Raw genomic sequence first — 18540 nt, forward strand, 5'->3', positions numbered from 1 at the left:
CGGGAAGGGGTGGGGCACGTGTCCGTCACGCGCAGACTGTTCGTGGGAGGGTTCACGGCCGGAGCCGTGACCGTGGCCGTCGGGTCGACGGCGGGCGAGGCGGAGGCCGTGGCGGCGGTGACGCCGTTCCAGGGCGAGGTGCACGCGGACCGGTTCACCACGGACACCGGCACCAACTCGGCCTTCTTCAAGACCACGTCCGTCAGCGAGCACACCGCCACCTTCTACCAGGCCGGCACCAGCGGCTCCGGCGTCGCCCTCAACGTGGTCTCGGACAATCCCGGGACCTCGGCGATGTACCTGTCCGGTACGGAGACCGGCCGCGGCACTCTCAAGATCGCGCACCGCGGCTACACCGACGGCTCGGACGCGAACGCCGCCGCCCTGTCCATCGACCTCCAGACGCCGGGGGCGACGGACCCCAAGAAGCCCGGCACCGCCGCCCAGGGCATCTACGTCACCGCCACCCACGGCCCCACCACGGGCGCCCTGCTCGTGCTCCGCAACAACGAGGGCCTGGACGACCTCACCGTCAAGGGCACCGGCCTCATCGGCATCGGCATCGACCGCGGCGCCACCCCGCGCGCCCAGGTCCACATCGTGCAGCGCACGGAGAAGCCGGGCCTGCTGGTCGACGGCACCGTCGAGATCGGCAACACCGCGACCCCGCCCACCGGCACCGTGTCGGCGGCCGGCGGCGGCACCCTCTACGCCCAGAACGGCGAGCTGTGGTGGCGCGGTGCGGCGGGCACCCGCACCCGTATCGCGTCGGCGTAGGGGGTACGGAGATGGTTCGGCTCACCCCCGAGGAGCTGGTCGGCGAGTTCCAGGACGCCGTCGTCGAGCTCTACTTCGCGCGCAAGCGGATCGTCGCCCTGGAGGCGGAGAACGCGGAACTGCGGGCGCGCCTGGCGCAGGCCGTCGGGGCCGGCGCAGCCCCGGAAACCGCAGGAACCCCGGAGGCCGAGACGGCGCTGTAGCTGTGGCTAGTCGGAGTCGTAGCCGCGGAGGTCTTCCGATGCGCGTCCACGGCCATGGCCCCCGCCATTCGTCGCTGACGCAACCCAGGCAACGGGGTGCGACAGGTTTTCGATGGCGGGGGCGGTGGTGCGCGGGATTCAGTGGACGGACAACCCGCCGTCCACGAAGAGCGCTTGCCCGGTGACGTAGGCGGAGGCCCGGCTCGCCAGAAAGACGGCGGCCCCCTCGAAGTCCTCGGCCAGGCCGTTGCGCCCGGCCATCGTGCGGGCGGCGAGCTCCGCGACCTTGACGGGGTCGGAGGAGAGCCGCACGTTGAGCGGGGTCATCACGAAGCCCGGCACGAGGGTGTTGGCGGTCACCCCGTACGGAGACCAGGCCTCGGCCTGCGAACGGGCCAGCGACTCGAGACCGCCCTTCGACACCCCGTACGCCCCACTCTGCACGAACGCCCGGTGCGCCTGCTGCGAGGTCACATGGATGATCCGCCCGAAGCCACGCTCGGCCATCCCCGGTCCGAACCGCTGGCCGAGGAGGAACGGAGCCTCCAGGTTGACCGCCATGGTCCTGTCCCAGACGTCCTCGGAGAGCTCGGAGAGCGGCGGACGCAGGTTGATGCCGGCGGAGTTGACGAGGATGTCGGGCTCGCCGAACACCCGGACCGCCGCCTCGGCGGCCGCCCGTATCCCGTCCCGCGTGCTCAGATCCCCGCTCACCCAGCCGACCTCGGCACCGTCGGCGGTCAACTCGTCGACCACGGCCTTCAGTTCGGCCTCACGCCGCGCGACGACCACGACGGACGCCCCGGCCCGCGCGAGGGCGCCGGCGATGGCCCTGCCGATACCGGAGCTGCCACCGGTGACGAGGGCGGTGCGGCCGTCGAGGGAGAAGAGGTCGTCGAGGTAGCCCATCAGATCCGCCCGCAGGAGGTCACCTCGACGCGGTCGCCGCGCCCGCCGCTGCTGTAGCTGCTCTCGAACCAGGCCAGTTCTGTGGTGCTCATGTAGCTCCTCGCATTTCCCGCGACAGGCTCTGGGGGAGTCCTCGGTGGTCGGAGCCTGTGGCCGCATCCTGGCATACGGTCACGCCGGCGGCAGCGCGCGGGGCGTGAGCGGCGGCGCGCCATGCCCGCTGGCCGGGGCCTGACGGATCTGTGGTTTCCTCTTGCCCGGTGGACAGTTGCCGGTCCGGCTCGGGGAGGGAATCCATGGTGGGTCAGAGAAGAGCACGACGGGCGGCAGCCGTCGTCGTCCTGGTCGCGGGGCTCGTGAGCGGCTGCTCGTCGTCCGGCTCCGCGGCGGCCGAGGAGCGGCAGCAGGACTACTGCACCAAGCTGGGGAGCTGGCAGGACATCAGAGACGACGCCGTGGCGGCCGGCGGCGCGGGCGATCAGGCCGATCTGGCGGGGTACGCGGCCGTCAGCGCGGCGAAGGTGATCGATCGCGAGGGGCTCGATCGCGGTGGCAGTCATGTGCTCGACGACACCGTGATGGCGGTCGGCGGCGACCCGGTCGCGGAGGGCCGTGCGGCGTCCTACTGCGACGGCTCGGGCTTCGAGACCCTGGTCAACGGGGGATAGGCCCAAGACGGCACCTGGGGCTCCGAATGCGGTCAGAAGCCCGCGCGCGCTCAGCCCGTCGGCTGGAGCAGGTCCCAGCGGTTGCCGTAGAGGTCTTCGAAGACGGCCACCGATCCGTACGGCTCGTGGCGCGGGGACTCGAGGAAGCGGACTCCCTCGGCGGTCATGTGGGTGTGGTCGCGGGCGAAGTCGTCGGTGTGGAGGAAGAAGCCGACGCGGCCCGCCGTCTGGGCGCCGACGGCGGCGGCCTGCCGTTCGTCCTTCGCCCGGGCGAGGAGCAGGCCCGTGCCCTCGGTGCCGCGGGGGCGGACGACGACCCAGCGGGTCCCGTCGCCGCGGTCGGTGTCCTCGACCAGGTCGAAGCGCAGGGCGCGGGTGTAGAAGTCGATGGCCTCGTCGTAGTCGCGGACGACGAGCGTGATGAGGGCGATGGAGGACGGCATGGGGTCAACGTAATACGTATGACCTGGCGGGGGTCAAACCCCCTCCGCCACCCGGTGCCACAATGCCCCGCATGGACGCGGCGGAAATCGAAGGGCTCGTCCGGCGGGCCCGGCGGCTGGCCGAGAGCGGTGGGCGGCGGGTGCTCGGGATCGCCGGGCCGCCCGGGGCGGGGAAGTCCACCCTCGCGGCGCGGCTGGTCGCCCGGCTCGACGGGCTCGCCGTTCTCGTGCCCATGGACGGCTTCCACCTGGCGCAGGCCGAGCTCGAGCGGCTCGGGCGGGCGGGGCGGAAGGGGGCGCCCGACACGTTCGACGCGGCCGGGTACGTCGCGTTGCTCGGGCGGCTGCGTACGGCCGAGACCGGCACCACCGTCTACGCGCCCGCCTTCGACCGCGCCCTGGAGGAGCCCGTCGCCGGGGCCGTCCCCGTACCGCCCGAGGTCCCGCTCGTGATCACCGAGGGAAACTACCTGCTGCACGACGAGGGCCCCTGGGCCGGCGTGCTCCCGCTCCTCGACGAGGCCTGGTACCTCGACCTCGACGACCGGCGCCGCGTGCCCCGGCTCGTCGCGCGGCACGTGCGGTTCGGCAAGGCGCCGGCGGAAGCCGAGCGGTGGGTCGAGCGGTCCGACGAGGTCAACGCCCGTCTCGTCGCACGGGGCAAGAGCCGCGCCCACCTCGTCGTCCGGGGGACCGGTGAGACCCCCTAGTACTCGTTCGTCTCGTTGTTCCACCGGTGGCCGGCCCTCGACGTCACGTCCTGGATCTCCTTGACGAACAGCTGGAACAACAGCTTGGTCGCCTCGGCGTCCCCGAGGCTGAGGCTGAAGTCCCCGTGCTGTTCCGGCTTCATGCCGATGTACCCGGTGAGGTTTCCTTCACCGCCCGAACTCGTCTGGAAGGTGTTGTTCGCACCGAAGATCCGGCGCAGTGCCGCGGGCGCCCCCTTGTCCCCGGACAGGGCCATGTACTCCGGATCGAACAGCAGTGTGTGCGCGCCGGGCTTGAGCGTGAACTCGAGGACGCGGGTCGCCGGGCCGCCGACGACCCTCTTGCCGGCGCCCCCTGCCGCTATGTGGTCCGCGTAGTGCTGGTCGTGCTGGGTCTCGTAGTAGTGGTAGGCCTGGTTCATGTCACCGAGGTGGTTCCTGACCGGCATGGCGCCGACGGTGGAGTTGTCCCCCGTCTTGGCCGCGTGGAACGCGCTCGTGATCTGTCCGTCGTTCTCGTGCTCGCGCAGCCACGCCTCGGTGCCCGCTCGTTTGCCGGCGCCGTTCCATTCGAGGATCGCGTCGGCCTCCTCGATGGTCATGGTCCGGAACAGGCGCAGTTCCTTCTGTCCCGCCGCCTCTCCCTGCGCCGTCAACGCCCTCAGGAGCTGGTTCGCCACGGTCGTGAGGATCGTGTTGAGAGTGCGTCCACCACCCACGCCGGGGGGAGCGACCGCGGGCTTGTCGCCTGCCTGGCCCTCCCAGTAGCCCTTGGTCCAGAGGTCCTGGATGTTCTCCGGATCCTCGACCCGCTGCACGGCCCCTGTCCGCACGGCTCCCGTCTGCTCCGCGCGCTGCGCCGGAACCGGCTCCGCCGACGGCCGGACCGGGGCGGGGCCGGACAGCACCCGGCGCGCGTTCGCCTCGGCCGCGCGCTCGAAGCGGTCGGAGGGGTCGGACACCCGCAGGCCGCTGCCGTCGTCGGTGCCGGCCACGGGGCCCTGGCGCTGCTGGATGACATGGGTGAGTTCATGGGCGAGCGTGTGCCGGTCGCCTCCGCCGTCGCCGATGACGACGTGGTTGCCGGACGTGTAGGCGCGGGCGCCGATCTCGGCGGCCGAGCGCTGGGCCGCGGCATCGTCGTGGATGCGGACGTCGGAGAAGTCCGCGCCCATGCGGGACTCCATGTCGGTGCGCGTGGCCTCGTCCAGGGGCCGGCCGCCGGAACGCAGCACACCGGGCACGGTGGAGCGCTGCACCGGGGCCTGCCCGGGCCGGTGGTGCCCACAGCCGTCGTCGTGCTGGTGCCGCGCCAGGTCCGGCCGGCCGGAGTGTCCGGCCTGACGCACCATCTGGACGACCGCGGCATTGCCCGCGCTGCCCTGCAGGGCGAGCAGTGCCGTGGGGGAGATCGGCGCCGCCGTGGACGCGGCCGCGGCCGTGCCGGCCGGGCGGGCCGGACGCCGGGCCTCCACCTCGTCGGACGACTTCCCGGGTTTATGCGTACGCATGCGGAGCAGGCCTCTCTGAGGTTCGATCAAGTACCTGCTCCTGGATACCCCGAACGGGCACGGCGGTGAAGGGGCGATTCGGGCAGAGTCGACCGGCGATTCGGGGGCCCCGCGACCCGGCCGGTTGCCCTTTCGCGCAACTTCAGCGCACCGGAAGCCCACTGGCCGCCCGCGCGAACGCCCGCACGATCGGGTGCGGCCGGGTCCCGTCGCCCGCGAGTTCCGGCTGGAACAGCGTCGCCAGGAAGAACGGGTGCCCCGGCAGCTCCGCGATCCGGACCTGACCCTCCTCGTCCGCCCCCGTGAAGCGGAGCCCGTGCGCGGTCAGGACGTCCAGGCGGTCGCCCGCCGGCCCGTACGCGCAGTGGTAGCGCTCCGTCGAGCGCTCCGCGCCCAGGATCGACTCGGCCAGCGAGCCGGGCGTCACCCGCACCGCCCCCTCGTGGCCGACCAGGGAGCAGGCCAGCGGGGTGATCACCAGGTCGTCCGCCTCCGCGCCCGGCTCGTTCTCGGCGTGCGCGGCCCGGTCGAGACCGCAGACGTTCCGCGCGTACTCGACCAGCGCGTGCTGGAAGCCCGCGCAGGTGCCCAGGAAGGGGATGCCCTCCTCGCGTGCCGTACGGATCGCCGCCAGCGCCCCCGCCTCGCTCGCGTACGGGCTGCCCGGCAGCAGCCACAACGCGTCGAAGCCCGCCACCGCGCCCGGCTCCTCCGCGTCGCCGCTCGGGATCCAGTACGCGTCGAGGACCAGGCCCTCACGCTCCGCGAGGGCGTCGAGCAGCATCGGGATCCGGACATGGGACTTCACGTGCGGGGAGCGGTCGCCGACCAGGGCGATGCGGGGGGTCGTGGTGGTTCGAAGGTCGATCGGTGTGTTCATGCGGATCATGCTCCGTCAGCCGCCCACTTCACGTCCAACGATGAAATCTGCACTCGGCATCAGCACTGCTTATGTCGGCCTGGATAGGCTTGCGCCCATGACCGACCCCTCCACCGAAGACTGGGAGCGTCGCCTCGCCGCGCTCTGGGCCGAGCCGGACGCGTACGACGAAGCCGCCTTCCGCGCCCGAATCGACGAACTCGCCGCCGAGCTCCCCGCCGACGACCCGCGCGCCCTCTTCGAACGGGGCGCCGCCCACGACTCCACCGGCCTGCCCGAGGAGGCCGTCCGGTTCTACCGCCGGGCCCTCGGCGGCGGCCTCACCGGGCTGCGGCGCCGAAGGGCCGTCATCCAGCTCGCCAGCAGTCTGCGCAACCTCGGCCGGCCCGACCAGAGCGTCGAACTCCTCAACGAGGAGCGGGCGATCCCCGCCGACCGCCTCGACGCCGAAGAGGCGGCCCTCTCCGCCGCCGTCGACGCCTTCCTCGCGCTCGCCCTCGCCGACACCGGCCGCGACCGCGAGGCCGCCTCCCTCGCGCTCGGCGCCCTCGCCCCGCTGCTGCCCCGCTACAACCGTTCCCTCGCGTACTACGCGCGGGCTCTGGTCACCGGCGAACCCGACGCGTCCTGACCGATCCCGTGGACCCGCACCTGCTCCGTACGTACGTCACCGTCGCCCGGCTCGCCTCCTTCTCGGAGGCGGCCCGCGTCCTCGGCTACACCCAGTCCGCCGTCTCCCAGCACATCGCCGCGCTCGAGACCGACCTCGGCATGCCGCTGCTCACCCGCAGACCCGTCGCCGCCACCCCGGCCGGCGAGCGGCTGCTCGAACACGCCGGCTCGCTGCTGCTGCGCCTCGACGCGGCGCGCGCCGACCTCGCGCGGTTCGCCGCCGCGCCGCGCGGGACGCTCACCCTCGTCGCCTCCCCGCTCGCCCTGCACCCCCGTGTCCTCGCCGCCCTGCCCGCCACCGGGGTCACCCTGCGCACCCTGCCGCGCGACGAGGTGCCCGCCGCCGTCGCCGTCGGCGCCGCCGACCTCGGGCTCGTCGACGGGCTCGCCGCGCCCAGCGACCCGCTGCGGCTGCCCGACGTCGCCCCGCTGACCGCCCGCGCCGTCGCCGAGGAACCCCTCGCCGTGGTCCTGCCCGCCGGGCACCCGCTCGCCGGCCGCCCCGGTCTCCGCCTCGCCGACCTGGTCGACGCCCGCTGGCTCGACGCACCCGGTGCCGGCTTCCCGCTCGACCGCTTGCGCGCCCTCCACGGCGGTCCGGCAGGCCACGGCTTCCGCGCCGCCCTGCGCTACGAGGGCACCGACGCCCGTACCCTCGCAGCCCTGGCCGCCGCGGGCCACGGCCTCGTCCTGCTCCCGCGGTCGGCGGCCGCCGAGGCGCCGGGCGCCGTCGCCGTCCCGCTCGCCGCGCCCCGGCTCGTCCACCGCACCGAGCTCCTCCACCCCGGCGGCGGCCACCCGACGCACGGCGAACCCGTCGGTCCGGCCACGGAGTTGACCCGACGTCTCACCACCCCCCGACCCCCCGGTCGCTAGGCTGACCCGAACGGCGGGCACAGTGACGAAAGGCGGGGCGGACGTGGGGTGGTTGCGGAGAGGGCCCAGGAGGGACGGCGAGGACGCGCCGAGGGACCCCGAGTTCTCGTACTTCTCCGAGCGCGAGGCCGCCCTCTTCCGTGGCCGGGTCCGCGAGGCCTTCGCCGAGATGGGGCTCGAAGTCACCGTCTACGCCGAGTCCGTGATCGACGACGCCGGGCGCCGCTTCGGCCTCGGCAACCTCGCCGCCGTCTGCCACCAGGACCCGCGCGGCACCCGCATCTGGCCCCAGCTCGTCCGCCGCCACGTCCGGCTCGTGGTGCGCACCCTCGACGGGCCCTCCGCCCTCGACACCCTCCCGCCCGAGCAGATCCGCGCCCAGCTCTACCCGCGGGTCGTCAGCGGCGAGGGCATCGACCCCGGCACCTTCGGCTACGCGCGGACCGTCGCCCCCGGGCTGTACGAGGTGCTCGCCCTCGACCTGCCGGAAAGCGTCATGACGCTCACCGACGAGGCCCTGGAACGCCTCGGCGACCCCGCCCGGCTGCGCGAACGCGCCCTGCACAACCTGCGCGACCTGCCCGTCGAGGGCCACGAGACCGTCAAGGACGCCGACGGCATGCGCTTCGAGGTCATCCTCGGGGACTCCTTCTACACCGCGAGCCGTGTCCTCGACCTCGACGCCGTCGTCCGCCGCGTCACCGGCCGCCCGCTCGGCGTGGACGGCGCGCTCGTCGCCATGCCCTTCCGCCACCAGCTCGCCTTCCACCCCATCCGGGACACCACCATCGTCCCCGCCCTCGGCGCGATGGCCTCCTTCGCGGCCTCCGGCTACGAGGACACGCCGGGCGCCATCAGCCCGTACGTCTTCTGGTGGCGGGCCGGCACGCTCACCCAGCTCAGCGAGTACGCCGAGGACGACGGGCAGCTGCGGATCGTCGTCGGCGACGAGTTCCAGGCCCTCCTGGAACGCCTCATCGTGCAGGACCCGGACCAGGGCTGAGAGACCTGGGCCGGAGACCGGGCCGAGCGGTCGCGGCCGCCGCGGCCGCCGGGCAGGATGGCGTACGTCGAGGAGGAGACCCATGTCCCAGAGCACCGCGCACGACAGCCACGCGCCCGCCGCGTTCACCGCCGAGGACTACCGGGCCAGGATGGCCCGCGCAGCCGACTCCGCCGCCGAGGCGGGGCTCGCCGGGGTGCTCGTCGCGCCCGGACCCGACCTGGTCTACCTGACCGGCTACCAGCCCACCGCGATCACCGAGCGGCTCACCGTCCTCGTGATCGCCCCCGGCCAGGACCCGGTCCTCGTCGTCCCCACCCTGGAGGCCCCGGACGCCGAGAAGGCCCCGGGCGCCGCCGCGCTCGCCCTGCGCGACTGGACCGACGGCAAGGACCCGTACGCGGTGACCGCCCCGCTGCTCGACGTCGACGGCCGGTTCGGCGTCAGCGACAACGCCTGGGCCATGCACCTGCTCGGCCTCCAGCAGACCCTCCCCGGCACCTCGTACGTCTCCCTGACCGAGGCCCTGCCGATGCTGCGGGCCGTCAAGGACGAGCACGAGCTGGCCAGGATCGCGGCCGCCGGGGCCGCCGCCGACGAGGCGTACGGCGAGATCCTCAAGGTCCGCTTCGCCGGCCGCAAGGAGACCCAGGTGGCCGCCGACCTCGCCGCGCTGCTGCTGCGTTTCGGCCACTCCCAGGTCGACTTCACCGTCGTCGGCTCCGGGCCCAACGGCGCCAACCCGCACCACGAGGCCGGCGAGCGGGTCATCGAGCGCGGCGACATGGTCGTCCTCGACTTCGGCGGCCTCAAGCACGGTTACGGCTCCGACACCACCCGCACGGTGCACGTGGGCGAGCCCACCGACGAGGAGCGGCGCGTCCACGACCTCGTACGGGAGGCGCAGCAGGCCGGCTTCGAGGCGGTACGGCCCGGGATCGCCTGCCAGGACGTGGACCGAGCGGCCCGCAAGGTCATCACGGACGCGGGCTACGGCGACTACTTCATCCACCGCACCGGCCACGGCATCGGCGTCACCACCCACGAGCCCCCGTACATGATCGAGGGCGAGGAGCGGCCGGTCGTCCCCGGCATGTGCTTCTCCGTCGAGCCGGGTGTCTACCTCCCGGGCCGCTTCGGCGTCCGCATCGAGGACATCGTGACCCTGACCGAGGACGGCGCCGGGCGCCGCTTCAACAACACCCCGCGCGAGATGGCGATCGTGGAGTAGGCAGGTCCTGCGGAGTCCCGGTCGTCGCGGGAGCCTCAGCCGTCCGTGAGGACGACCGCGGACTCCGCCGGCAGCCTCAGCAGTCCGTCCCGGCCGGGTGCCTCGGTCCGCTCCCACGCGGCGAGCACCCGGTCGCGGCCGTTGGAGCCGAGCGCGAGGTCCACCGGCTCCTTGCCCAGGTTCACCGCCACCCGGATGTCGCCGCGCCGGAACGCCAGCCAGCGGGCCTCCTCGTCGTACGCCACCTTCACCCCGGCCAGGTCCGGGTCGGTGAGGTCCGGCTGGGTGCGGCGCAGCGCGATCAGCTCGCGGTGCCAGGCGAGGAGGCGCTTGTGCGGGTCGCGTTCGCGCTCCGTACGGTCGAGGACCGAGCGGTCGCGGGTGGCCGGGTCCTGCGGGTCGGGCACGTCCTCCTCGGCCCAGCCCTCCGCCCCGAACTCCCGCCGCCGGCCCCGCCGTACCGCCTCGGCGAGCTCGGGGTCGGTGTGGTCGGTGAAGTACTGCCAGGGCGTCTTCGCCCCCCACTCCTCGCCCATGAACAGCATCGGGACGGAAGGTCCGGTCAGCACCAGGGCCGCCGCGCAGGCGAGCAGCCCGGCAGAGAGGGTGGCCGAAAGCCGGTCGCCCGTGGCCCGGTTGCCGATCTGGTCGTGGGTCTGGGCGTAGCCGAGGAAGCGGTGCGCGGGGGTGCGCCCGCGGTCCACGGGACGGCCGTGGTGGCGGGCCCGGAAGGTCGAGTACGTGCCGTCGTGGAAGAAGACCCGGGTGAGGGTCTTGGCGAGCGCGGCCATCGGGGCGAGCGCGAAGTCCCCGTAGTAGGACTGGGATTCACCGGTGAGGGCGGTGTGCAGGGCGTGGTGGAAGTCGTCGTTCCACTGGGCGTGGATGCCGAGGCCGCCGGCCGCGCGCGGGGTGGTGGTGCGCGGGTCGGCCGAGTCGGACTCGGCGATCAGGAAGTGCTTGCGGCCCTGCTCCTTGGCCAGCTCGTCGACGGCCGCCGACAGCTCCTCCAGGAAGGTCAGCGCCCGGGTGTCGACCAGGGCGTGCACGGCGTCCAGCCGCAGCCCGTCGATCCGGTAGTCCCGCAGCCAGGCGAGCGCGCTGCCCAGGAAGTAGGCCCGGACCTCGTCCGACCCGGCCGCGTCCAGGTTCACCGCCGCGCCCCACGGGGTGTGGTGGGTGTCGGTGAAGTACGGCCCGAAGGACGGCAGATGGTTCCCGGACGGGCCGAGGTGGTTGTGCACCACGTCGAGGACCACGCCGAGGCCGAGCCCGTGCGCCGCGTCCACGAACCGCTTGAGCGCCGCCGGCCCGCCGTACGGCTCGTGCACCGCCCACGGCGCCACCCCGTCGTAGCCCCAGCCGCGCACCCCGGGGAACGGGCACAGCGGCATCAGCTCCACATGGGTGACGCCGAGGCCCGCGAGCTCCCCGAGCCGCGCCGCCGCCGCGTCGAGGGTGCCCTCGGGGGTGAAGGTGCCGAGGTGCAGCTCGTACAGGACGCCGCTGCGCAGCCGCAGCCGCGGGACCTCGCTCCGCCAGGTGTACGCGGAGTGGTCGACGACCGCGGCGAGGCCGCCGGGTCCGTCCGGCAGGCGGCGGGCGCGCGGGTCGGGCAGCACGGGCCCGCCGTCGAGGGAGTAGCCGTACCGGTCGCCGTCGGCGGCGGGCGCGACCCCGGTCCACCAGCCCGGGCGCTCGGCGTCCCGCTCCAGCGGGTGGCCGGTGCCGTTCAGTTCCAGCGTCACGCGGTCACGGGCGTGCGGCGCCCACACCTCGAACAGCACGGGAGGGTCCCCTCGTCGAATGATCAACGGCTACGGGACCCATCCTGGCAGCCGGGAGCCCGCCTCGCCCGGCACGTCGGTGATCTCGTCGGATCCGGCCGGGACCGCTCCGCCGGGGCGTCGGGATCCGCCCCGGCGAAGCGCCGGGCGCTACTCCGCGGGGGCTTGCGGGGTCGCCTCCCACACGTAGTTGACGGACCGCTCGAAGGTCGCGTAGCCGGCCCGGGCGAAGGAGTTCGCCATCGGTACGTTGCCGAGGTCGGTCGCGGCCCGGATGCGGGGCACGTCCTGGGCGGCCAGGACACGGGTGCCCTCGGCGAGGATGTCGTCGATGTAGCCGTGGCCGCGGTGCGCGGGCAGCACGCCGATGTAGGCGATGATCGGGTTGTAGCTGTTGCGCGCGGGGATCACGAAGCCGACCGGCTCGCCGGTCTCGGGCAGCTCCGCGATCCGCCACCACTCGCGGGGCGTGCTGTAGTGCGCGAACTCCTCGTCGTAGTGCAGATCGGCCGCCTCACGGGCCGAGAGCCCGGACGCCAGGTCGGCCTGCCCGTGGGCGTCGAGGGTCCCCTCCATGACCGGAGTCATCAGCGCGAGCAGGTCCTCGCGGTCCGCGACCGGCCGGAAGACGAGCCGGTCGCCGGGCTCCGGCACCGGCGAGCCCTGCCGCCACTCCAGGCGCAGCCGCTCGACGAGCGGCCGGGCGCCCGAGGCCGTCAGGATCCCGAACAGGGTCTCCAGGTACGCACGGGTCTCCGGCACCTCGCGCCAGTCCGCCGGCATGAAGCGGCCGTACTCGGGGCGGGGTGCGCCCGCCGGGACGACCGCGGCGGTCGCCGTCTCCAGGAGCCGCAGACCGGTCTTCGCGGCCTCGTCCGGGGTCAGTTCCGGATCCAGGTCGAAGACGTCGAGGGTCTGGGGCTCGGCGCCTTCCTTGTGGGTCCACCAGGCGATCCGGCCGATGAGCCGGTCGCCGCCGAGCGCCACCCACATCCACTCGGGGCGGCGGCGGCCGGCGGCGAGGTCGTCGGCGAGCTCGTGGTCGAGGACGTAGTCGAGGCGCTGGAAGAGGTCCAGCTCGTGGGCTCCGGCGAGCGGACGGACGGTGATGGCCGGGTCAACGGTCATGTACGGGGTTCCCCCTGGTAGTCGAATCGGCAGACCGTAACAGCGATCCTTTTCGCGGTGCACCGGCATATCGGAGGCCCTTCTGGACACCTCGGGCCCGTCCGGCCGACAATCACGAGGTGACGACACCCTTCGAGATCCCGGCCAACCCGCCGGTCGCTGCCCAGCGGCTCACCGACGCCGAGCGCGACCACGCGCTCGCGGTGCTCCGCGAAGGCGCCGCGCAGGGCCGTCTGTCGCACGACACCTTCCTCTTCCGGATGGAGCGGGCGCTCGCCGCGCGCCGCTCCGACGAACTCGCCCTGCTCACCGCGGACCTGGCGACCGAGTCCACCTGGACCCGGCGGGTGGTGGGCGCGGTGGAGAAGATGTCCGCGTTCACGGCGAAGCTCGGGCGGGCCTGGCAGGCCGAGCGGCTGCCCAAGCTGCTCCTGCCCGCCCCGGGGCCGCATCCGCTGCGGATCGGGCGCGACCCGGTGAACGGGCTGCGGCTCAGCCACGAGACGGTCTCCCGGCTGCACGCCGAACTCTCCCTGCAGGGCGGTCTGTGGGTGCTGCGGGACCTGGGCTCCACCAACGGCACCACGGTCAACGGGCGCAGGGTGGTGGGCGCGGTGGTGGTTCGGGCCGGGGACATGGTCGGTTTTGGACAGATGGCGTTCCGGCTCTCGGTCAACTGAGGGCCTTGACCCCTTCTTGGGCCTCGAATCACCCGTTCGGCGGTATACCTGCTGCGGCCGGGTCTTCCCGGTGATGGGCTGGGGGGACGCGCGCCGCTGACCGACGAGGGGGCGAGATGAGCCACGAGCCGAAGCACACGCCGTGGCGGGACCAGTGGGCCGCACTGCCGCCCATGGCACCCGCCGAACGCGGGCCCGCCACCGCACCGAAGGACGGCACGGTCCGCCGGGTCGCGCCCAGCCCGCTGGAGCCCGGCAGCAGCCGCGACCCGTACCGCACCTACCGGGTGCTGCGCGAGGAGTTCCCGCTCACCCACGACCCGCTGCTGCGGGCCTGGGTGCTCAGCCGGTACGCGGACGTGGCGAGCGCCCTGACCGACGCCCGCTTCGGCCACGGCCACCGGCCCGGCGACCCGCCCTGCGCCGAGACCCACACCGATGTCGACGAGGCCGAGCTGCGCGCGGTCGCCGAGCGCACCGCGTTCGTCCTGGCCCGCCGGATCGCCGACCGCTCGCAGGCCGACCTGGTCGCCGACTTCTGCCACTGGCTGCCGGCCGGCACGGTGGCCGCCGCCGTCGGCGTCCCGTACCGGGACATGATGCGGCTGGTCCGGGGCCGGGCCGCCTCGGCGCTCGCCGGGCAGTGCACGGGCCAGATCGCCGTACGGGAGAAGGCCCTGGCCTCCTTCCTCGCCCACGTCCTGACCGACCCCGACCAGGTCGCGGCCCTCCGCGACGCCCCTTCGGACCTGGTCGCCCGCGCCTGGACCGAGTCGCTGAGGCGCGAACCCCCGGTCCAGATCGTGATGCGCCGCACCCGCGGCGAGGTCAAGGTGACCGGTGGCGTCATCCCTCCCGGCGCCCCGGTCGCCCTGCTCATCGGCGCGGCCGGCCGCGACCCGGAGCGCTTCCGCGAGCCGGACCGCTTCGCCCCCCTGCGCGACGACCCGGGCCAGCTCACCTACGGCACCGGCTTCTGCCCCGCCGTCACCCTCGCCGCCCTGGAAGCCGAATACGCCTTGCGCGCCCTCTTCCACGCCATGCCCCGCCTCCGCCTGGCCGACGGCTTCCGGCCCGTGCGCACGGGCCTGATCACGAGGGCACCACGAAGCCTGCTGGTGCGACCGGGCGGTTGAGCCCGCCCGGCCAAAGATTCCCCGGGCCCGGCGGAGTTCAGGATGCCCATAGCAACGAGATCCCGGTTCGGTCCACATACAAGACCGCGTCCATGAACCGGCGCACGTCGAGCTCGGACGGCCGTCCGATGGCCCGGAGGCCGCCGTCATCCACGAGTCAGGCGACCCCCTCCCCAGGCTGGGCGAGAGGCTCGCTCAGCGCGTGAGCGCGCCCCACGTCTGAGGGCCGACGATGCCGTCTACGGCGATGGCGAGGCGGGTCTGGAATTTGCGGACGTGCCGCTCCGTGACGGGGCCGAACCTCCCGTCGACCGCGAGGGCCTGGACGTCCGGCACGTGGGCGTTCAGGAGGCGTTGGAGCTTGCGGACCGCGGGGCCACGCGAGCCGTTGCTCAGGGTCGGCGTCCCGGATGCTTCCTCCTCCGCCCGCTCACCGCCCGTCAGCATGCCCCAGGTCTCAGGACCCACGACCCCGTCGATCTCGATGTCGACACGACGCTGGTACTCGCGGACACGTTCGTCCGTGACGGGGCCGAAGTCACCGTCGACGTCCAGGGGTCCGAGGTCCGGCACGTGGGCGTTCAGGAGGCGTTGGAGCTTTTCCACCGCCACTCCCTGCGAGCCGCTCCTCAGTGTGGGCGTGCCGATACCGTCGCCCCCCGCGGGCGCTCCGCCGCCTCCTCCCGGGCCGCCAGAGGGCTGGACGTCCAGGTACAGCGCGTACACCCCCAGGTCTCCGTCGCCGTCCGTACCGCTGCAGATGACCATGTCCGTGAACTGCAGTGTGCGCGGATCGTCGGGGCGCTGCCGTATCTGGCGCCGGCTGTTCGCATCGAGCAGCTTGTCCTTCGGGATGAAGACGGCCGCCGGGTTGAACGGGTCGTCGGCGAGGCCGAGAAGGTCGCTCGCGATGTCGACCAGGGCGACGGCCAGGAAGTCGATGAAGGGCTTGGCCAGGGCGGCGCCCGCCGGACTCGTGGCGGAGGCGACGGCCGCCGTCGCCGCGTTGGAGATGGCTTGGGAGACGGCCTGCTTCTCCTGCTCCACGTCACCGGAGTCGTGCTGCACGAGCGCGAGGGACACGCTGAGGTCCTCCGCCGGTCCGGAGTACAGCAGGCGCTGGGCGCTGAAGATCCTCAGCCCTGGAGGCCCGAACGACAGCGTGCCGGCGTCCGGGAACTTCACCGCCGGCTGCGGCGTCATCCCGGTGATCAGCTGAACGCTGCCGAAGATGTCGTCTTCCATCTCTTGCCTGACACGGCATTCAAGCCCTGTCCACACGACCTTCACGTCAGGCATGGCTCATCGGGTCCCTGAACTCGGGGCCGGACGGCGAGGCTGTCCCCCGTGGGCCGCGGCCGGCCGGCCGGGCGAAGTCCCACACCCCACGCCCCGCCCCGGGGTCCGATGACGGAGTGGGGGGAACGTCTCTTACTCACGACTGTAAGCCTGCGGACGCGAGGTGTCCTGCGTTGGCGGGGGCCGGCCGGATCAGATGCCCCCGGCCGCACCCGGCCGCTCTCGCCCGGCCCGCACGCCGCCCTCACCCGGCCCGCACCAGCAGGGCCACCGGTCCGGGCTCGAAGAGTTCCGCCAGTTTCACCGGGGTGTCCGCGCCGCCGGTGAACTCCCGTACGCCGCCGTCCAGGAGATCGAGCCACCGGCCCTCCGGCAGTGCCAGGGAGGTGTCCTGCCAGCCGCCCGCCTCCGCCAGGCGCAGGGAGAGGCGGGTGACGGCCGTCAGGACGCGGTCCGCGCGGGTGTAGGACAGGCAGTGCGGGGCCGCAGGGCCGGTGGCGGTCAGCGGGGCGTAGTCGCCCAGGGGGCCGAAGAGCTCCGGGTGGCTGCGGCGCAGGCCCAGGGCCGCGCGGACCAGGGTCGTCTTGTCGTCGTCCTCGCCCGGCACGAAGGAGGCCCGGTTGTCCGGGTCGACCAGGGCGCGGTAGTCCCGCTCCGTGCCCTGGTACAGCTCCGGCACCCCCGGCATCGTCAGCTGGACGAGCGTCGCGCCGAGGATCTGGGCGCGGATGTGCGGCTCCAGGGCGAAGGCCGTCTCCGAGGCCGTCCGAAGCGGGATCCGGCCCGGGCCGGCCGCCACGAAGTCGGTGACGGCCCGCTCGTACGCCGGGTCCGGCTCGGTCCAGCTGGTGTGGAGTCCCGCCTCCCGTACGGACTTCAAGACCGCGGGCCCGAGCCGCGCCGCGTCCGGGGCGCCGAAGCCGAAGGCGGTCTGCCAGGCCGTCCAGGCCAGGTGCGGATCGGGCGCCGGCACCCCGGAGACCTCATCCAGGAGCTCCGCCCACCGCTGCGGGCACTGGGCGAGGACCGCGATCCCGGCCCGCACGTCCGCGCTGCGTTTGGTGTCGTGGGTGGTCAGCACCGTGCCGCTGCCCGGCCAGTCCCGGGCGATGCGGGTGCAGTACGCGTGGAACTCGTCCGGCGGGACGGCGGGGCGGCCCGGATCGCCGCCCACCTCGTTCGCCGAGAGCAGCGGCGTGTAGCGGTAGAAGGCCGTGTCCTCCACCGACTTGGCGCGCAGCGCCGAGGAGGTCTGGGCGAACCGGCTCCGGAAGGCCCGCTGGTCGGGTCCGTCCCCGTACTGCCCGAGCGCCAGGTCGCGCACCACGTCGACCGCCGTCGCCTCCTCCGGCACCGCGAACGCCGCCTTCGCGCCGCGCGCCGCCTCCGGGGTCAGCACCTTCTCCCCGCCGGTGCGGTACGGCCGGTAGACCGGCATCCGGACGAGCAGTTCGCGCACCGCCGTGTGCAGGGCCCAGGGCGCATGGTCGCGCAGCCGCGGGTCCGCCGCACAGATCCGGCCGGCGAGCCGGGTCAGCGCGGCCGTCTCCGCGGCCAGTTCGTGCGTCACCACCTTGTACGCGGCGCGCCGTGCGGTCGCCTCCCAGTAGCCGCCCCGGTCGCCGGCCCGACCGACGAACTCCCGGTAGACGTCCGCGAGTTCGTCGGCGCCCAGGGGGTCGGTGAAGAGGCCGTCCACGTACCGCAGCGCGTCGTAACCGGTGGTGCCCGCCACCGGCCAGGACGCGGGCAGCGTCTCTGGGCCGGTGAGGATCTTCTCCACCACCGTCCAGCACCGCCCGCCCGTCGCCTCCTCGAGGCGTTCCAGATATCCCTCCGGGTCGGCGAGTCCGTCCGGGTGGTCGATCCGCAGTCCCTCCACTACCCCGTCCGCGACCAGTTCGAGGACCTTCGCGTGCGTCGCGTCGAACACCTCCGGGTCCTCGACCCGGACCCCGATGAGGTCCGAAATCGTGAAGAATCGGCGGTAGTTGAGCTCCGTGCGGGCGATCCGCCACCACGCGAGCCGGTACCACTGCGCGTCGAGCAGCCGGTCGAGAGGCAGCCGCTCGGTGCCCTCGCGGAGCGGGAACTCCTGCCCGTCCAGGGCCAGTACGCCGCCCGAGACCCGCATCCGGTCCCGTACCTCCGACAGGCGCCCCGGAAGCACCGGCAGCAGCATCCGCCCGCCGCCCGCCGCCCAGTCGATGTCGAACCAGCGGGCGTACGGCGAGGCGGGACCGTCGCGCAGCACCGCCCGCAGGGCGTGGTTGTGGCGGGGCGCGGCCGCCATGTGGTTCGGCACCAGGTCGAGCACCAGGCCGAGGCCGTGCGCCCGCGCGGTGGCGGCGAGCGCGCGCAGCCCCGCCTCGCCGCCCAGCTCGGCCCGCACGGCGCGGTGGTCGGTCACGTCGTAGCCGTGCGTCGAACCGGGCACGGCTTCGAGGACGGGCGAGAGATGGAGATGGGACACCCCGAGCTCGGCCAGATACGGCACGGCCCGCTCGGCGGCGGCGAACGGGAACTCCGGCTGCAGCTGGAGCCGGTAGGTGGCGGTGGGCAGCGTCCGCTCAGAGGAGAGGCCCGGCGAAGAGGACGTCATGCGAACGTACGTACCCGGTGTGGAG

18 protein-coding genes are annotated in these 18540 nt (G+C 73.6%); 10 read left to right on the forward strand and 8 right to left on the reverse strand.

The genetic code is table 11. From position 1 onward, the window contains the following. Positions 1 to 18 precede the first annotated feature (18 nt). On the forward strand, positions 19 to 777 hold the full coding sequence (locus ACIGEZ_RS16115) for a hyaluronoglucosaminidase (protein ID WP_399831270.1): 759 nt from the start codon (positions 19 to 21) through the stop codon (positions 775 to 777). Between the two features lie 11 nt (positions 778 to 788). Further along, positions 789 to 980, forward strand: a complete 192-nt coding sequence (locus ACIGEZ_RS16120) for a hypothetical protein (RefSeq protein ID WP_399831272.1) — start codon at positions 789 to 791, stop codon at positions 978 to 980. A 138-nt stretch (positions 981 to 1118) separates the two neighbouring features. Here the strand turns inward: ACIGEZ_RS16120 and ACIGEZ_RS16125 are convergent, their stop codons facing one another. Beyond that, positions 1119 to 1889 (reverse strand): SDR family NAD(P)-dependent oxidoreductase, encoded by a 771-nt coding sequence (locus ACIGEZ_RS16125; protein WP_399831274.1) that lies wholly within the window; start codon positions 1887 to 1889, stop codon positions 1119 to 1121. 296 nt (positions 1890 to 2185) lie between these two features. On the opposite strand from ACIGEZ_RS16125, the gene ACIGEZ_RS16130 reads away from it, so the two are divergent. Beyond that, entirely contained in the window at positions 2186 to 2557 is a 372-nt protein-coding gene (locus ACIGEZ_RS16130; RefSeq protein ID WP_399831277.1) for a hypothetical protein, read from the forward strand. Between the two features lie 50 nt (positions 2558 to 2607). Here the strand turns inward: ACIGEZ_RS16130 and ACIGEZ_RS16135 are convergent, their stop codons facing one another. Then, entirely contained in the window at positions 2608 to 3000 is a 393-nt protein-coding gene (locus ACIGEZ_RS16135; RefSeq protein ID WP_399831280.1) for a VOC family protein, read from the reverse strand. A 62-nt stretch (positions 3001 to 3062) separates the two neighbouring features. Here ACIGEZ_RS16135 and ACIGEZ_RS16140 point away from each other — a divergent pair, with 62 nt between their 5' ends. Then, a complete protein-coding gene (locus ACIGEZ_RS16140; RefSeq protein ID WP_399831283.1) occupies positions 3063 to 3710 on the forward strand; it encodes a nucleoside/nucleotide kinase family protein in 648 nt (215 codons plus the stop codon). On the opposite strand, the gene ACIGEZ_RS16145 is transcribed toward ACIGEZ_RS16140, so the two are convergent. Both ACIGEZ_RS16145 and ACIGEZ_RS16150 read right to left on the reverse strand, forming a co-directional pair. Beyond that, positions 3707 to 5251 (reverse strand): DUF4157 domain-containing protein, encoded by a 1545-nt coding sequence (locus tag ACIGEZ_RS16145; RefSeq protein ID WP_399831286.1) that lies wholly within the window; start codon positions 5249 to 5251, stop codon positions 3707 to 3709. The two genes, ACIGEZ_RS16140 and ACIGEZ_RS16145, sit on opposite strands and share 4 nt — an antisense overlap. Positions 5252 to 5363: 112 nt before the next feature. Then, positions 5364 to 6101, reverse strand: a complete 738-nt coding sequence (locus tag ACIGEZ_RS16150) for a hypothetical protein (protein WP_399831289.1) — start codon at positions 6099 to 6101, stop codon at positions 5364 to 5366. 97 nt (positions 6102 to 6198) lie between these two features. Between ACIGEZ_RS16150 and ACIGEZ_RS16155 the strand changes: the two genes are divergently transcribed. The 4 genes from ACIGEZ_RS16155 to ACIGEZ_RS16170 all read left to right on the forward strand — a co-directional run bounded on the left by ACIGEZ_RS16155 (position 6199) and on the right by ACIGEZ_RS16170 (position 9883). Further along, positions 6199 to 6732, forward strand: coding sequence for a tetratricopeptide repeat protein (locus ACIGEZ_RS16155; protein WP_399831292.1), 534 nt, complete (start codon positions 6199 to 6201; stop codon positions 6730 to 6732). 8 nt (positions 6733 to 6740) lie between these two features. Continuing rightward, the gene (locus tag ACIGEZ_RS16160) at positions 6741 to 7649 is read left to right on the forward strand and encodes a LysR family transcriptional regulator (protein WP_399831295.1); all 909 of its coding nucleotides are present in this window, start codon (positions 6741 to 6743) and stop codon (positions 7647 to 7649) included. Between the two features lie 43 nt (positions 7650 to 7692). Further along, complete coding sequence (locus tag ACIGEZ_RS16165) at positions 7693 to 8652, forward strand: hypothetical protein (RefSeq protein ID WP_399831298.1); 960 nt, start codon at positions 7693 to 7695, stop codon at positions 8650 to 8652. A gap of 82 nt (positions 8653 to 8734) precedes the next feature. Beyond that, on the forward strand, positions 8735 to 9883 hold the full coding sequence (locus ACIGEZ_RS16170) for an aminopeptidase P family protein (protein ID WP_399831301.1): 1149 nt from the start codon (positions 8735 to 8737) through the stop codon (positions 9881 to 9883). A 35-nt stretch (positions 9884 to 9918) separates the two neighbouring features. Here ACIGEZ_RS16170 and treZ read toward each other — a convergent pair whose 3' ends face one another. Continuing rightward, the gene (gene treZ / locus ACIGEZ_RS16175) at positions 9919 to 11670 is read right to left on the reverse strand and encodes a malto-oligosyltrehalose trehalohydrolase (protein ID WP_399831304.1); all 1752 of its coding nucleotides are present in this window, start codon (positions 11668 to 11670) and stop codon (positions 9919 to 9921) included. Between the two features lie 150 nt (positions 11671 to 11820). Continuing rightward, positions 11821 to 12798, reverse strand: coding sequence for a GNAT family N-acetyltransferase (locus ACIGEZ_RS16180; protein ID WP_399831307.1), 978 nt, complete (start codon positions 12796 to 12798; stop codon positions 11821 to 11823). Positions 12799 to 12917: 119 nt separating this feature from the next. Here ACIGEZ_RS16180 and ACIGEZ_RS16185 point away from each other — a divergent pair, with 119 nt between their 5' ends. After that, positions 12918 to 13478: an FHA domain-containing protein gene (locus tag ACIGEZ_RS16185; RefSeq protein ID WP_399831311.1), complete on the forward strand. Its 561-nt coding sequence runs from the start codon at positions 12918 to 12920 to the stop codon at positions 13476 to 13478. 116 nt (positions 13479 to 13594) lie between these two features. Beyond that, complete coding sequence (locus tag ACIGEZ_RS16190; RefSeq protein WP_399831314.1) at positions 13595 to 14614, forward strand: cytochrome P450; 1020 nt, start codon at positions 13595 to 13597, stop codon at positions 14612 to 14614. Positions 14615 to 14809: 195 nt separating this feature from the next. On the opposite strand, the gene ACIGEZ_RS16195 is transcribed toward ACIGEZ_RS16190, so the two are convergent. Both ACIGEZ_RS16195 and treY read right to left on the reverse strand, forming a co-directional pair. Continuing rightward, entirely contained in the window at positions 14810 to 15859 is a 1050-nt protein-coding gene (locus ACIGEZ_RS16195; protein ID WP_399831318.1) for a peptidoglycan-binding protein, read from the reverse strand. Between the two features lie 298 nt (positions 15860 to 16157). Beyond that, positions 16158 to 18515, reverse strand: a complete 2358-nt coding sequence (treY, locus tag ACIGEZ_RS16200; protein WP_399831321.1) for a malto-oligosyltrehalose synthase — start codon at positions 18513 to 18515, stop codon at positions 16158 to 16160. Positions 18516 to 18540 lie beyond the last annotated feature (25 nt).

This window comes from Streptomyces sp. NPDC085481, assembly GCF_044541845.1.
In the GTDB taxonomy this organism is placed as follows: Bacteria; Actinomycetota; Actinomycetes; order Streptomycetales; family Streptomycetaceae; genus Streptomyces.